This window comes from Polaromonas sp. P1_H6 (genome assembly GCF_056405195.1).
Window position 1 is genome coordinate 16,010 of sequence record NZ_JBFUCN010000006.1, and the last position, 14,351, is coordinate 30,360.

Below are 14,351 nucleotides of genomic sequence, written 5' to 3' on the forward strand. Positions count from 1 at the left end.
CCCTTGGTCCTTAGTGAATGCTGGTGGTGTTTGAAAAGAGGTTCAGCACCACCACACCCGCGATGATCAGCGCCATGCCCACCATGCCCCAGAGGTCTATCTTTTGCTGGTGGATGAAGAAGCTGGTGATGCTGATCAGCACAATGCCCAGGCCCGACCAGATCGCATAGGTCACGCCGGTGGGAATCGATTTCATGGTCACCGTGAGCAGGTACAGCGCCGTGCCGTAGCCGGCGATGCTGACCAGCGAAGGCACCAGCCGCGTGAAGCTCTCGCTGGACTTGAGCGCCGTGGTGGCGATGACTTCGGCAACGATGGCGATGCCAAGGGCGAGGTAAGCATTCATGCGATGCGGGCTTTCTTCTTCGGTGGGGAATGGGTTGAGCGGGGTGAAAGGTCATTCTAGGCAGCGCCTGTTTTGCCGTATCCCTGAAGCCCACGGGGGCTGCCGGGTTACTGCCCGGTTACCACGGCACAATCCGGGGTGGAGACATTTCAATGACCGCCGCCAAGACACCCATTTCCAGCACTTCCAGCATGCCCAGCAACACCACCCCCGACGCCGCCACCCAGCCGCGCGAGTTCCTCGAGCACCTGTACCGCGCCGCCGTCACGCGCGCGCTGCCGCTCGAAAACACAGCCCGTTACCTGCCCAAACCGCCCACAAAAGCCAGCGGCGGCCGCACCATCGTGATTGGCGCGGGCAAGGCCGGCGGCTCCATGGCGCAGGCGGTCGAGGCCTTGTGGCCGGCCGATGCGCCGCTCGAAGGCCTGGTCGTCACGCGCTACCACCACATCCCGCCGCGGCCCGAGGGCCTCAAGCCGCGCATCGAAATCGTCGAGGCCGCGCACCCGGTGCCCGACGCCGCCGGGCTGGCGGCCGCGCAGCGCATCCTGGCCATGGTTCAAGGCCTGACCGAAAACGACCTGGTGCTGTGCCTGATCTCGGGCGGCGGCTCGGCCTTGCTGACCCTGCCGGCCGAAGGACTGACGCTGGAAGACAAGCAGCGCATCAACAAGGCGCTGCTTAACAGCGGCGCGAACATTTCCGAGATGAACTGCGTGCGCAAGCACCTCTCGCGCATCAAGGGCGGGCGCCTGGCTGCGGCCTGCGCGCCGGCGCGCGTGGTGACGCTCACCATCAGCGACGTGCCGGGCGACGACCCGTCCATCATCGCCAGCGGCCCCACGGTGCCCGACGCGACCAGCTGCGCCGAGGCGGTGGCGATCTTGCAGCGCTACGGCATTGAAGTGCCTGGCGCCATCATGAGCCTGCTGGAGCAGGGCGCGCTCGAAACCCCCAAGCCCGGCGACGCGGTCTTCACCGGCCATGAGGTCCACATGATCGCCACGCCCCAGCAAAGCCTGGAAGCCGCCGCCGCCGTGGCGCGCGCGGCCGGCCTTCAGGCCTGGATCCTGAGCGACGAGATGGAAGGCGAATCGCGCGAGGTCGGCAAGGTGCATGCGGCGCTGGCGCGTGCTGTTGCATTGAAGGGCCAGCCCTTCAGCAAGCCTTGCGTGATCTTGAGTGGCGGTGAAACCACCGTCACGATCCGGAAACAGCCTGAAGGCACGCCGCGTGGCCGGGGTGGCCGCGCCGGCGAGTTCTGCCTGGGCCTGGCGCTGGCCTTGCAGGGCCAGCCCGGCGTGTACGCGCTGGCGGCCGATACCGACGGCATAGACGGCGTCGAAGACAATGCTGGCGCCTTTGTGGCGCCCGATACGCTGCAGCGCGCGCTGGCCCAGGGCATGAAAGTTGACCAATACCTGGACCGCAACGATGCCTACGGCTACTTCGAACCGCTGGGCGGCCTGGTCATCACCGGGCCTACGCACACCAACGTCAACGACTTCCGCGCGCTGCTGATCCTGTAATTCTGTAGGCCCGCAAGCGCGGTTCAGACGGCGTTCAAGCCGCCGGAGCCCTGGCTGCCCGCCGTCTCGGGCGGATGCGTCACGATGGACTTGAGTTCCGGCCTGGCCGCCTGCAGGGGCTTGAGGTCGGGCACCGGCCGGCGCAGGCTGTCGCTGCCCTCGAACACCTGTTCCAGCGCCCGGCTCGCGGCCAGCAGTTGCGCATCACCATGCAGCCGCCCGATCACCTGCAGGCCGAAGGGCATGCCGTGTTCGTCCTTGCCGCAGGGCAGGGCCAGTGCCGGGTTGGTGGCCAGTGTCACCACATAGGTCAGGCCCAGCCAGTGGTAGTAGTTGCGCATGGCCTGGCCGTCGATGTTGCCGGCGAACAGTTCTGTCCAGGGGAAAGGCGTGACCGGCGTGACCGGCGCCAGGATCAGGTCGTACTGCTCGAAGGCTTTGGCGAAGCGCCGCGAGATGCGCGTCTGCTCCAGGTGTGCCCAGGCGCGGTCGGCCAGCGTGATGGCGGCGGCGATTTCCATGTTGGCGCGCACATTCGGCCCCAGCGTTTCGGGGGCCTTGCGGTAGATGTCGGCAAAAGCCGCGACAAAACTCTCGGCGCGCAGCGTGTCGAAGGCGCGGTCAGCGTCGCCCAGTTGCAGGTCCACCGGTTCGCAGCTGGCCACCAGCGGCCGGATGGCCTCCACGCGCTGGCGGAACACGCGGCGTATTTCCGGGTCCACGATGCAAAGGCCGAAATCCTCCGTCGTGCCGACGCGCAGCGTGGACAGGTCGGCGGGCTTGAGCGGCCAGAAGCCTGCGCCGTCCACCGGGTAGGACAGCGGGTCGCGCGCATCGGCGCCCACGCTGGCGGACAGCAGCAGCGCCGTGTCGTCCACATTGCGGCCCATGGGCCCGAGCACCGAGATGACCGACCAGCCCAGCGGCCGCGCATCGTTGGCCACCAGGCCGGGCGAAGGCCGCAGGCCGACCACGCCGCACAGCGCAGCCGGGATGCGCAGCGAGCCGCCGGTGTCGGAGCCGGTGCAGATCGGCAGCATGCCGGCCGCCAGCGCCGCGGCCGAGCCGCCCGAGGAACCGCCCGCATTGAGCGCGGGGTTGAAGGGGTTGCCCGTCGCGCCCCAGACCGGGTTGCGGGTGTTGGCGCCCGCGCCCATGTCGGGCACATTGGTCTTGGCCGTGACGATGGCGCCCGCCGCGCGCAGTTTGGCTACCAGCGCGTTGTCCTTGGCCGGCACATTGCCGCGCAGCCCCACATTGCCGTAAGTGGTCAGCAGGCCCGCCGTGTCCTGCAGGTCCTTCACGCCCAGCGGCAGCCCGTGCAGCGGCCCCAGCGGCCCGCCGCGCATCACCTGCGCCTCGGCTTCGCGCGCGGCCTCGCGTGCCCGCGTGAAGTCGGTCGCGCAGATGGCGTTGATGGCGGGGTTGAGGCTTTCGATGCGGCCTATGCAGGCGTCCATCAATTCCACCGGCGAAACCTGGCGGCTGCCGATCAGGCGGCGGAGTTCGACGGCGGAGATGTCTGGCAGGGTGGAGGGCATATCAATGTCTTCAGTCGGTTTTGATTTGCGAACGTTCGGCCAGCGCCTTCATGCGCGCGATTTCGGCCGTGACCATGCCGGACCAGTCGGGAACCGCGGTGTAGCCGGGCTCGAAGCCGGCGGCCTTGAGCTTGTCCAGTGTTTCGGGATTCGCCATGACCGTCATCAATGCTTTTTCAAGCCGTGCCTTGACGGGCGCCGGCACGCCCTTGGGCACCACCACGGCCAGCCAGGCGTTCATGTCGACGGCCGGGTAGCCGGCCTCGGCCATGGTCGGCACATTCGGCAGCAGGGCGGAGCGCTTGTTCATGGCCACGGCCAGCACGCGGATCTTGCCGGACTTGAGCTGCTGCGATGCGGCGACCACGGTGTCGAAAGACACCGGAATCTGCCCGCCCATCAGGTCGGTCATCAGCGGGCCTGAGCCTTTGTAGGGCACATGCGTCATCTTCAGGCCGGTGGCCGTGTTGAACATCGCGCCGGCGAAGTTGGAACTGGTGCCGTTGCCGAAGCTGCCGTAGAGGTATTTGTCAGGGTTGGCCTTGGCGGCGGCCACAAACTGGTGCACATCGGCGGCGGTGACCGACGGGTTCACCAGCATCGCCAGCGCCACCGAGCCCACCAGGCCGATCGCCTCAAAACCCTTGGCCGGGTCGTAGGAGAGCTTGGGCTGCAGCGCCGGATTCAGCGTGAAGGTGGAGTTCGAGCTCACGAGCAGGGTGTAGCCGTCGGGCTTGGCGCTGGCGACCGCGGCCGCGCCTATGGCGGTGCCGGCGCCCGGCTTGTTCTCGACCACCACGGGCTGGCCCAGCTGGTCACCCAGGGCCTTGCCCAGAATGCGCGCCAGCACGTCGGCCGCGCCGCCGGCCGGGAAGGGCGCGACCAGCGTCACGGGCCGCTCCGGAAAATCAGCGGCACGGGCGGGCCCGCCCACGGCGGCCAGCCCGCAGAAGATCATGCCGCCGGCGATCAGCGTGCGGCGCAGTGCATTGAATGGCATGTGGTGCATGGTAGGCCTCTTTGAAGTGTCGGTCGATGGTGGGACGGGCGATGGTGGGGTGGGGACAGGCGGCAGCGTCATCGCAGGCGGGCCGGCGACAGCGCGCGGGCATCCAGGCCCTGGCGCAGCAATTCCTCGGGCAGCGCGGCCTGGCGCAGCAGCGCATCGGCCAGCGCGCTTGCGCCCGCCGCGCTCTGGATGCCGTAGCCGCCTTGCGCCGCGAGCCAGAAGAAGCCGGGGCAGGCATCGTCCTGGCCTATCACCATTTCGCCGTCGGGCACAAAAGAGCGCAGGCCGGCCCAGGTACTCGCCGGCCGGCGTATGGTCAGGGTCGAGACGCTTTCAATCTGGTGTATGCCCATGGCGATGTCGAGTTCCTCGGGCACCACGTCGTGCGGCACCGTGGCATCGGCATTGGCGGGTGAGCCGAGCATCTGGCCCGCGTCGGGTTTGAAGTAATAACTTTCGTCCACGCCCACCACGGCAGGCCAATGCGAGGCGTCCACACCCTCGGGCCCCTTGAAGGTGAAGGCGCTGCGCCTGTGTGGCACCAGGCCTATGGGCCGCGCGCCGAACACGGCGCCCAGCTCGTCGGCCCAGGCGCCGGCGGCATTCACCACGGTGCGGGCGCGCAGCGTCTGGCCGTCGGCCAGTTCCACGGTCCAGCAGCGGCCATCGTGCGTGGCGCTGGTCACGCCCGCGCTGGTGCGCAGTTCGCCGTCGGCCCCCGCCTTGCGGCGAAAGCCGCGCAGGAAACCCTGGTGCAGGGCATGCACGTCCAGGTCCTGCGCGCCGGCGTCGTACAGCGCACCGTGCACCAGATCGGGCCGCAGGCAGGGCACATGGGCCAGCGTGGTGCCGGCGTCCAGGGTCGCCAGGCCGGGGCAGCTGGGCGACAGTTCCTTGCGGGTGTGGGCCAGTTCTTTTTCCTGCCCGTGCGTGGCGAGGTAAATCACGCCGCGCGGCTGCATCAGGTCGGGCGCGAAGCCTTCGGGCGGCTGCTCGTAAAAGGCGCGGCTGGCGCGCGTCAGCGCCCGCACCATGGGCGGGCCGTAGCTTTCCATGAACATGGCGGCGGAGCGGCCCGTGGAGTGGTAACCCGGCTGGGACTCGCGCTCGAGCAGTGCCACGCTGCGCTGCCCGGCCAGGCGCCAGGCCAGGGAGGCGCCCGCAATGCCGGCGCCGACGATCAGGATGTCATATTCTTTCATTCAAATTCTCTCATTTGAGAATTCTCACATGCGAGAATCATGCCTGTCCAGCCGATTTACCGGGATTACGCCTGATTTCCGCCTGATTTGCGCCAAACAAAGGGAAAACACCATGGCTCCACGCCCCGCCCGCCCGCCCGCCGCCGCCCCCGAAGCGGACAGGGTGCAACTGGGCCTGAGCCTGCGCGCGCACCGCAAGGCGCGGCGGCTGACGCTCAAGGACCTGTCCGGGCGCTCCGGCGTGGCGCTGTCCACCCTGTCCAAGATGGAGCTGGGCCAGATCTCGGTCAGCTATGAAAAGCTGGCCGCCGTGGCCCGGGCGCTGTCGCTGGACGTGGGACAGTTGCTGGACGCGCGGGCCGCGGCGCCGCAGCCCGGCGCGGCCACGCCCGTGGTGGTCTGGTCCGATGCCGGCGACGCGCCGGCCTACAGTTCGGGCAACTACGACTACCGCGCGCTGGCCGCCGGTTTCCCCGGCAAGCGCATGACGCCGATGCACGGCCGCATCCTGGCCCGGGCGCGCGACCAGTTCTCCGATTTCGTCCGCCACCCGGGGCAGGAGTTCCTGACGGTGCTGTCGGGCCGGGTGCGCATCGAATTCGAAACCGGTGAAATCATCGAGGTGGGCCGCCACGAGTCGGCTTATTTCGACAGCGGCGTCGGCCACATCTACGTCTCGCTGGGGCGCGCGGACGCGCAGGTTCTGGTGGTGATGAGCGAGTAGCGCGTCATCCGTACATTGGCTATCGCAGGCCGGCGCGATGCCGGACGACGTCATGGCCGCTCTCGGCCAGGTCCCAGAAAATGCCCGCCATGAGCTGCAGCCCTTCACGCGCCACGCTGCCCAGCAGATGCTCATTGGGGGCGTGCTGGCTGCACGCCGGGTAGGAGTGCGGGAACCACAGCGTCGGCATGCCCAGCAGCTCGGCGAAGACGTCGTTGGGCAGCGAACCGCCAAAATTCGGCAGCAGGGACGGGGCTTTTCCGGTGCTGCGCCGGATGGAGTCCAGGCCCCAGCGCACCCAGGCGTCATCGGGGTCGAGCCGGGTGGCGGCCATCGGTTCGCCGTCCGGCTGTACGTCGATGTCGTCAAAGCCATGGGCCTGAAGATGCTTCCGGATATGCGCCACAAAATTGGCGCTGTCGCTACCGACGACGAAGCGTATCTGGCACAGCGCAAAAGCGTGGCCGGGAATGGCGCCGACCGGCGCGTCGGGATTGCCGGTCTTGTAGGCCAGGACTTCCACGGTGTTCCAGCCGTAAACACGCTCGGTGGGGGTGAGGCCGGGTTCGCCCCAGTCGCTGTCGATGGCGGGGTCGCCCGGGTCGCCCCCGACGCTGATGGTCTTCAGGGCCTCCCTGACATTGGCCGGCAGCGAGTCGGGCAGCAGCCCCTTGACCAGTACTCGCCCTTTGGCGTCCACCAGGCTGGCAATGGCGTGGGCCAGCCTGGTGCCGGCATTGCGCAGCAGGCCGCCCCAGTTGCCGGAATGGTGGCCGCCGTCCCGCAGGTTCGCCCGCAGGCTGAAATTGAAAAAGCCGCGGGAACCCAGGAACAGGGTGGGGCTGGAGGCGGCCACGCGCGGGCCGTCTGACGCGATGAACACGTCGGCGGCGAGCTCCTCGTGGTGCAGGGCGCAGAACTCGCGCAGGCCCGGTGAGCCGGTTTCTTCACCGGTCTCCAGGACGATCTTGAGGTTGTAGCCCAGCTTGCCCCCGCGCACGGCCAGCACCTGGGCCAGCGCGGCGAGGTTGATGCTGTGCTGCCCCTTGTTGTCCGCGGTGCCGCGTCCGTACCAGCGGTCCCCTTGCACCGTGACGCGCCAGGGGTCGAGACCCTCGCGCCACAGCCCTTCCTGGCCGCGCACCACGTCACCGTGCCCGTAGGTCAGCACGCTGAAGGCCGCGTCGGCTTCGGTGCGCGTGGCCAGCAGGAAAGGCCCGCCTCCGGCATGCGGGTTCTCAAGGATGCGGTGCGTGAAGCCGAGCTGTGCGAGTTGGGGCGCGATGTGCTCGTCCAGGTAGGCGCGAAGCTGCGGTGCGCCGGCCGGGTTCTGGCTTTCGCTCCGGACGGCGACACGGCGCGAAAGCGTTTCGAGGAAACGGCCGTCATCGAAATAGGCAGCCGCCCTGGCCAGTGCGTCGTCTCTGCTCATGATGGGGAGGAGGTAAAGGAGGTGAAAGGTGTGCGGGGATGGGGCGATTTCATTCCGAACGGATATTAGCGCGCTGCGCGGTGGCGCGCATGATGGGAAGGTCGTGGTCTATCAGGGCCGCAACCGAGGCGGCCGGGGCGTAAGCGGGCTCCAGGCCGTTGGCCAGCAGCTTGTCCCTGACCTCCGGGTCGGCCATGGTGTTGGCGAGCGCCAGTTCAAGGCGAACCCTCACTTCGCGCGGGATGCCCCGCGGCGCCACGATGGCCAGCCAGGAGTCCGCGTCGAAGCCCGGGTAGCCGGACTCCGCGACCGTCGGTACATTCGGCAGCAAGCTGGAGCGCCTGGCGGCGGTCACGGCAATCGGCTTGATCTTGCCGGCCTTGATCTGCGGCAGCGTGGCCGCCACCGTGTCAACGGAAAACGGGATCTGCCCGCCGACCAGGTCGGTGATGGCGGGGGCGCTGCCCTTATAGGGCACATGCTCCATCTTCAATCCCGTGGCGTTCAGGATGAGTTCACCCGCGAAGTGGCCCGTGGTGCCGGTACCGAAGGAGCCGTACATGTACTTTCCCGGCGATGCCTGCACGGCCGTGATGAGCTGTTTGATGCTGCCGACGGGCACCTGCGGATTGGCCACCAGGATCAGCGGCACACGCGCCGTCAGCGCGATGGGCTCAAAGCTCTTGACGGGGTCGTAGGGAAGCCTGGAGTTGATGGCCGGATTGACCGTGAACGTCGACCCCGAACTGATAAGCAGGGTGTAGCCGTCCGCGGCAGCCTTGGCCACATAGCCGGCGCCCACGATGGTGCCGCCGCCCGCGCGGTTTTCAATGACGACGGGCTGCCCCAGCCGTTCGCCCAGCTTCTGCCCCACCAGCCGGCCCACGATGTCGGTCGCGCCACCCGCGGGGAAAGGCACGACCAGCTGGATGGGCTTGACCGGATAGGCCTGCGCCCTGGCCCCCGTTGCCGCCAGCATGGCCAGCAACAGTACGGAGAGGATACGAAGGGACTTGGGGGCTGGCTTCATGGCTTGCTTTCATCAGGAAAAAAAAGGCGCTGGCAACAGGCGGGGTGCGTTGAAACCTTCGCGGCGGGCTTTCAACCGTTGCGAAACAGGAAGCTGTAGGCGTTGAGCGCAGGAACGCCGCCGAGGTGGGCATACAGCACCTTCGAGCCCGCCGGGAATTCGCCCAGGCGGGTCTTTTCGATCATTCCGTGCATGGACTTGCCTTCGTAGACCGGGTCGGTCAGCATGCCTTCCATGCGGGCGCACAGGCGGATGGCTTCCAGCGTCCCTTCGTTCGGCAGGCCGTATTCCGGGCCGCCGAAACGGTCGTCCAGCACCACGTCCTTGGCCGTGATGTCGCGGCCCAGTTCGACCAGTTCGGCCGTGCCCTTCGCGATGCGCAGGATCTGGTCAAAGGTCTGCTTGGGCTTGGCCGAAGCATCGATGCCGATGACCTTGTCGGCGCGGCCGTCCGCCGCGAAGCCCACCACCATGCCGGCCTGCGTGCTGCCGGTGACCGAGCAGGTCACGATGTAGTCGAACTTGAAGCCCAGCTCGGCCTCCTGCTGGCGCACTTCTTCAGCGAAGCTGACGAATCCCAGCCCGCCGCGCGGGTGTTCCGAACAGCCGGCCGGAATCGGGAAGGGCTTGCCGCCGGCCTTGCGCACGTCGTCCATGGCCTGTTCCCAGCTGGGGCGTATGCCGATGTCAAAACCGGCCGCGTCCAGGCGCACGTCGGCGCCCATGATGCGCGACATTTCGATATTGCCGACCCGGTCATACACCGCGTCGGAGTAATTCACCCAGTTCTCCTGGACCAGCACGCACTTCATGCCCAGGTGCGCGGCAACGGCGGCCACCTGGCGCGTCTGGTTGGACTGGATGCCGCCTATGGACACCAGGGTGTCGTAACCGCCTTCCAGGGCTTCGGGAATCAGGTACTCCAGTTTGCGCGTCTTGTTGCCGCCGAAAGCCAGCCCGCTGTTGCAGTCCTCACGCTTTGCGAAAAGATCGACCTTGCCGCCCAGGTGGGCGCTGAGCCGTTTGAGCGGCTGGATCGGTGTGGGGCCGAAGGTCAAAGAGTGGCGGGGAAATTTCTTGAGGTTCATGCGAATGGCTCCTGGGGTTAAGACGGGTCTCCAGGCATCAAGACTTGCGAATAAAGACGGCATACCCACCCTTTCTTCAATTGCTGCATTGATGCTCCGTTGAGGCCAATATTAAAAACAAATGACAAAATGGTGGTTGCAAAATTCTTCTAAAATTCAAAACGAATATGGTTTCCTTGCCGGGTTTTTTGATTTTTATTCTGTATAGGTTCATATGAGCACAACAAAATTTCTCGAAAAAAGCAGCGCACCGGCTTCCCTCAGGGAGGCGCTGGACCGCACGGACCGGGCGATCCTCAAGGCGCTCCAGCGCGACGCTTCGGTGTCCAACGTGGCGCTGGCGGGCAAGGTGAACCTGAGCGCGCCCGCATGCCTGCGGAGGGTGGAGCGGCTTAAAGAGCTTGGCTTGATCAAAGGGGTGGTGGCGCTGCTCAACCCGCACCTGCTGGACCTCGGCATGCTGGTCATGATCGGCGTCGTGCTGGACCGGTCGACACCCGAGTCCTTCGCCAATTTCGAAAAAGCGGCGCAGACGGTGTCCGGCTGCATGGAGTGCCATGTCGTGACCGGCGAGTTCGATTACTTCATGCTGGTGCGCACCCGGGACAACGACAGCTTCAATCGCCTCCATGCGGAGCAACTGCTGTATTTGCCGGGCGTGCGGCAGGTCCGTACCTTCATGGTGCTCAAGCAGGTGCTCTCGACCACCCAATTGCCGATCTAGTGCCGATCCAGTGCTGGTCTTGTGCTGGTCAGGCTGAGATTTTTTCCCAGCTCAGGTCAAACTTCAGCAAGTACTTGCGCAGCCTGTCCGCGTCGTTGACCACGCTGCGCTGCGTGCGTGAGACATTGAACAGCGCCCGCCCGGCATCACTGAGGGAGTCGCTTTTGCGGCACACCTCGATCACGGCCTGAAGCTGCAGCCGGTCAAAATAATCCAGCGTGTCCGCGGCGCTGCCCAGCAGGCCGGCGAGCGATACGGCGCTGCCGCCCGCTTCCGGCTCCGTGGCCTGCCACTGCCAGCGCAGCCGCGCGATCTCCGCCTCCACCAGGCCCAGGCCTATGCGGCCGTTGTCGCCCAGCGTGGCAAGGCGCGTGATGGAGGCGCTGAGGTCGCGAAAATTGCCGGTCCAGACGGCCTCACCCGATTGCGCGAAGCGTAGATACGCGGCGCGGGCCTCGGTGGTCATGCGGGTCTTGCGGCCCAGGTCTTCGGAGGCCAGCATGAGCTGGTGGTCCATATTGGGTTCGATGTCCTCCCGGCGTTGGGAGAGGCCGGGCAGGGTGTAGGTCCAGAGGTTGATGCGCGCGAACAGGTCTTCGCGAAAGCGCCCGCGCGCGACTTCCGCGCGCAGGTCCTTGTTGGTGCCGGCTATCAGCTGGAAGCTGCTTTCAACTTCCTTGTCGGCGCCCACGGGCAGGAAGCGTTTTTCCTCGACGGCCTTGAGCAGCATGGCCTGCTCATCCAGGCCCAGTTCGCCAATCTCGTCGAGAAACAGCACGCCCTTGTCGGCGGTGCGCAGCAGGCCGGGGCGGTCGCCGGCCGCGCCGGTGAAAGCGCCTTTTTTGTGGCCGAACAGGGCGGAAGCCGCGCCGTCGCCGTGCAGGGTCGCGCAGTTCACGTCGACAAAACCGCCGCCGACCTGGTGGCGCGATTTTTTGAGTTCAAAGATGCGCCGCGCCAGCATGGACTTGCCCGCGCCCGTGGGCCCGGTCAGCAGGATGGGCGCCTTGCTCTGCACGGCAATGCGCTCAATTTCCTCGATCATGGTGTTGAAGCGCGGGTTGCGCGTGGCGATGCCGCTCTTGAGGAAGGAGACGGCATCTTCCTGCGCAACCGCCAGCCGCGCGTTGATTGCGTCGTAGCGCGACAGGTCCAGGTCTATCAGTTCATAACTGCCGGTGCCCTGGCCTTGCCGGCCCCGCGGCGGCGCCGTCTGCAGCAGCACGCCGGGAATGAAGCGCGCCTCCACCAGCAAAAACAGGCAGATCTGCGCCACGTGCGTGCCGGTGGTGATGTGGGCCCAGTACTCCTCGCGCTCGGTGTCGAAGGCGTAGGCGCCCATCCAGTCATACAGCGCGCCGTAGACCTCGCCGAAGTCCCAGGGGTTGGCCAGGTTCATTTCGACCAGGCGGACCTCGGTACCGGGCGAGAGCTGGACCACGTCGTCGCGCACCCGCTCGGCCAGTGCCTTGTTGCGCGCGTCGTGCATCAGCTCCAGCCGGTCGACGACCAGGTCTTCGTGCTGCGCGATCGAAACCGTGGGCCGCCATTTCTCCCAGCGCCCCGAACCCAGGCCCGAATCCAGCTGGGTGCCCAGGAAACCTATCACGACTTTTTTCTTCATATTTCTAATGTACTAGCTTTAAAGATAGAAAAGTCGAAATGTTGGCACCTGAAATTCGGAGAGATTTTTGAGTGAATAAGAAAAATAACGAATCAAATCAACGATCTTCTGAACTGGCAGAAAACTTCCAGGCCAGCTGGCACGGCGCCTGCAATACATAGTCCGTCACCACAACGGTGAATGCAAACAAGGAACAAGAACATGGCAAACACACAACTATTTCAAAGCAGCAAAGGCGCTTTCCTGCCCGCCGCCGCCACCGTCAACGAGGCGGGTGGTGTGGCTTATGCCCTGGCACCCCGGCATGCTCTGGTGCAGCTGGCCGTAACCGGTTGCCTGAACAATGTGTACTACGCCGGTGCTGCCGAGCAATTGGACAAAGTGCTGGAACTGGCTGCACAGGTTGACGCGAGCTTCGTGGCCAAAACCGCCATCTATGCCCGTGAGCGCGGCCATATGAAAGACATGCCGGCGCTGCTGTTGGCTTCGCTGGCGACTCGCGACGTGGCACTGTTTGCCAAGGCGTTTCCCCGCGTGGTGGACAACGGCAAGATGCTGCGTAACGTGGTGCAGATTCTGCGTAGCGGCCGTGTGGGCCGTAAATCAATGGGTTCGCGCCCCAAGAAATTGGTGCAGGCCTGGTTGTGCAATGCCAGCGAGAAGCAGCTGCTGAACGCCAGTGTGGGTAACAGCCCGTCCTTGGCCGACGTCGTGAAGATGGTTCACCCAAAACCGGCCGAAGCCTGGCGCGCCGCGTGGTTTGCCTGGTTGATAGGTCGCGACTTTGACGTGAACCAGTTGCCCGAGGCGACGCGTGCTTTTGAAGCCTACAAAAAGGACCGCAGCGGCGTGGCGCCCGACGTGCCTTTTCAGATGCTGACCGCATTGAATTTGACCACCAACCAGTGGACGCAGATTGCCAAGAACGGTTCGTGGCAGATGGTGCGGCAGAACCTGAATACTTTTGCACGCCACGGTGTGTTTGGTACGACCAAGGCTGAGAAGGCCATTGCCGCCAAACTGCGTGATGTGCAAAGCATTGAGAAAGCCCGCGTGTTGCCTTACCAGTTGATGGCGGCTTACAAGGCTACGGACGCGGCTGTTCCCCAGCAGGTGCGTGAGGCATTGCAGGATGCGATGGAAATCGCGTTGAAGAACGTGCCGGCTTTGGCGGGTAACGTGGTGGTGTGTCCTGATGTGTCGGGCTCCATGAGCTCGGCGGTGTCCGGGCACCGTGGTTCTGCAACCAGTGCGGTGCGTTGTATCGACGTGGCGGCCTTGGTAGCTGCGGCTCTGCTGCGCAAGAACCCGGCAACCATGGTGCTGCCGTTCGAGCAAAAAGTCGTCAACTTGTCGTTGAACCCGCGTGACTCGGTGATGACCAACGCGGAGAAGCTGGCGGCCGTGGGCGGAGGTGGAACCAACTGCTCGGCACCGCTGGCCCTGTTGAACGCTGGGAAGGCCAAGGCCGATCTGGTGGTTCTGGTGTCGGACAACGAGTCGTGGGTGGACAGCAAGCGTGCCGGTGCTACGCAAACCTTGCGTGAGTGGGAAGTGTTCAAGCAACGCAACCCGCAAGCGAAGTTGGTGTGTATCGACATCCAGCCCTATGCCCATACGCAGGCGATGGAACGGCCCGACATCCTGAACATCGGTGGTTTTACCGATGAGGTGTTCAAGGTATTAGCCTTGTTTGCCGCAGGTGCATTGGGAGCCGACCACTGGGTCGGATTGATAGACGAGTTGGCGTTGTGAGCCATGACTCGATGTGTTGAGCGTCTCGCCTGAGGAATGCCGGTGTGATTACATCCAAACTGTTTTCATCACACCACCTGTTAGTCCTCAGGCGGGGGGCTTTTTTTAAAGGGTAGAGAAGAGGGTTTTCAAAAGCACGAATGCTGGTGGGATTACATCTGAACAGCCGGGGTCGTTCCCGGCCATGCAGAAGCTGAAAGGCTGATGCGTGAAAATCTCGCCGATTCTTGTCGTGTTTTTGAAAGCTCTTGAAAAGAGCAAAAAGTTTTGATTGCCAGTGGCAAATGCGGTTGGAATTACAGCACTGTTAATGCCGAGGTCGCGGGTTCGAATCCCGCCGGTGCTGC

General features: G+C 65.2%; 12 protein-coding genes. 4 read left to right on the forward strand and 8 right to left on the reverse strand.

The genetic code is table 11. The features are described 5' to 3' along the window. Positions 1-10: 10 nt before the first annotated feature. On the reverse strand, positions 11-346 hold the full coding sequence (locus AC1D1F_RS07135; protein ID WP_477675432.1) for a DMT family transporter: 336 nt from the start codon (positions 344-346) through the stop codon (positions 11-13). A 152-nt stretch (positions 347-498) separates the two neighbouring features. Between AC1D1F_RS07135 and AC1D1F_RS07140 the strand changes: the two genes are divergently transcribed. Continuing rightward, the gene (locus AC1D1F_RS07140; protein ID WP_477675433.1) at positions 499-1,875 is read left to right on the forward strand and encodes a glycerate kinase type-2 family protein; all 1,377 of its coding nucleotides are present in this window, start codon (positions 499-501) and stop codon (positions 1,873-1,875) included. Positions 1,876-1,898: 23 nt separating this feature from the next. Here the strand turns inward: AC1D1F_RS07140 and AC1D1F_RS07145 are convergent, their stop codons facing one another. From AC1D1F_RS07145 to AC1D1F_RS07155, 3 genes are all read right to left on the reverse strand, one after another. Then, positions 1,899-3,416: an amidase gene (locus AC1D1F_RS07145; protein ID WP_477675434.1), complete on the reverse strand. Its 1,518-nt coding sequence runs from the start codon at positions 3,414-3,416 to the stop codon at positions 1,899-1,901. Positions 3,417-3,426: 10 nt separating this feature from the next. Then, on the reverse strand, positions 3,427-4,425 hold the full coding sequence (locus tag AC1D1F_RS07150; RefSeq protein WP_477675435.1) for a Bug family tripartite tricarboxylate transporter substrate binding protein: 999 nt from the start codon (positions 4,423-4,425) through the stop codon (positions 3,427-3,429). Between the two features lie 68 nt (positions 4,426-4,493). Further along, positions 4,494-5,627 carry an NAD(P)/FAD-dependent oxidoreductase gene (locus AC1D1F_RS07155; protein ID WP_477696537.1) on the reverse strand — a complete coding sequence of 378 codons (1,134 nt, stop codon included), beginning with the start codon at positions 5,625-5,627 and terminating at the stop codon, positions 4,494-4,496. A gap of 112 nt (positions 5,628-5,739) precedes the next feature. Here AC1D1F_RS07155 and AC1D1F_RS07160 point away from each other — a divergent pair, with 112 nt between their 5' ends. After that, complete coding sequence (locus AC1D1F_RS07160) at positions 5,740-6,351, forward strand: helix-turn-helix domain-containing protein (protein WP_477675437.1); 612 nt, start codon at positions 5,740-5,742, stop codon at positions 6,349-6,351. A gap of 19 nt (positions 6,352-6,370) precedes the next feature. On the opposite strand, the gene AC1D1F_RS07165 is transcribed toward AC1D1F_RS07160, so the two are convergent. The 3 genes from AC1D1F_RS07165 to AC1D1F_RS07175 form a co-directional block, all read right to left on the reverse strand. Further along, on the reverse strand, positions 6,371-7,783 hold the full coding sequence (locus AC1D1F_RS07165) for a M20 family metallopeptidase (protein ID WP_477675438.1): 1,413 nt from the start codon (positions 7,781-7,783) through the stop codon (positions 6,371-6,373). Between the two features lie 49 nt (positions 7,784-7,832). Next, complete coding sequence (locus tag AC1D1F_RS07170; protein WP_477675439.1) at positions 7,833-8,813, reverse strand: Bug family tripartite tricarboxylate transporter substrate binding protein; 981 nt, start codon at positions 8,811-8,813, stop codon at positions 7,833-7,835. A gap of 71 nt (positions 8,814-8,884) precedes the next feature. After that, on the reverse strand, positions 8,885-9,901 hold the full coding sequence (locus AC1D1F_RS07175; protein WP_436157967.1) for a 1-aminocyclopropane-1-carboxylate deaminase: 1,017 nt from the start codon (positions 9,899-9,901) through the stop codon (positions 8,885-8,887). A 214-nt stretch (positions 9,902-10,115) separates the two neighbouring features. Between AC1D1F_RS07175 and AC1D1F_RS07180 the strand changes: the two genes are divergently transcribed. After that, entirely contained in the window at positions 10,116-10,625 is a 510-nt protein-coding gene (locus AC1D1F_RS07180; protein WP_477681375.1) for an Lrp/AsnC family transcriptional regulator, read from the forward strand. Positions 10,626-10,653: 28 nt separating this feature from the next. Here the strand turns inward: AC1D1F_RS07180 and rtcR are convergent, their stop codons facing one another. Beyond that, positions 10,654-12,249, reverse strand: a complete 1,596-nt coding sequence (gene rtcR, locus AC1D1F_RS07185) for an RNA repair transcriptional activator RtcR (protein WP_477696536.1) — start codon at positions 12,247-12,249, stop codon at positions 10,654-10,656. Positions 12,250-12,450: 201 nt separating this feature from the next. On the opposite strand from rtcR, the gene AC1D1F_RS07190 reads away from it, so the two are divergent. Then, complete coding sequence (locus AC1D1F_RS07190; protein WP_477678301.1) at positions 12,451-14,004, forward strand: vWA domain-containing protein; 1,554 nt, start codon at positions 12,451-12,453, stop codon at positions 14,002-14,004. Positions 14,005-14,351 lie beyond the last annotated feature (347 nt).

Coding starts and splice junctions, on each gene's coding strand:
- AC1D1F_RS07135 (WP_477675432.1), bottom strand. CDS start 346: ATGAATGCTTACCTCGCCCTTGGCATCGCCATCGTTGCCGAAGTCATC.
- AC1D1F_RS07140 (WP_477675433.1), top strand. CDS start 499: ATGACCGCCGCCAAGACACCCATTTCCAGCACTTCCAGCATGCCCAGC.
- AC1D1F_RS07145 (WP_477675434.1), bottom strand. CDS start 3,416: ATGCCCTCCACCCTGCCAGACATCTCCGCCGTCGAACTCCGCCGCCTG.
- AC1D1F_RS07150 (WP_477675435.1), bottom strand. CDS start 4,425: ATGCACCACATGCCATTCAATGCACTGCGCCGCACGCTGATCGCCGGC.
- AC1D1F_RS07155 (WP_477696537.1), bottom strand. CDS start 5,627: ATGAAAGAATATGACATCCTGATCGTCGGCGCCGGCATTGCGGGCGCC.
- AC1D1F_RS07160 (WP_477675437.1), top strand. CDS start 5,740: ATGGCTCCACGCCCCGCCCGCCCGCCCGCCGCCGCCCCCGAAGCGGAC.
- AC1D1F_RS07165 (WP_477675438.1), bottom strand. CDS start 7,783: ATGAGCAGAGACGACGCACTGGCCAGGGCGGCTGCCTATTTCGATGAC.
- AC1D1F_RS07170 (WP_477675439.1), bottom strand. CDS start 8,813: ATGAAGCCAGCCCCCAAGTCCCTTCGTATCCTCTCCGTACTGTTGCTG.
- AC1D1F_RS07175 (WP_436157967.1), bottom strand. CDS start 9,901: ATGAACCTCAAGAAATTTCCCCGCCACTCTTTGACCTTCGGCCCCACA.
- AC1D1F_RS07180 (WP_477681375.1), top strand. CDS start 10,116: ATGAGCACAACAAAATTTCTCGAAAAAAGCAGCGCACCGGCTTCCCTC.
- rtcR (WP_477696536.1), bottom strand. CDS start 12,249: ATGAAGAAAAAAGTCGTGATAGGTTTCCTGGGCACCCAGCTGGATTCG.
- AC1D1F_RS07190 (WP_477678301.1), top strand. CDS start 12,451: ATGGCAAACACACAACTATTTCAAAGCAGCAAAGGCGCTTTCCTGCCC.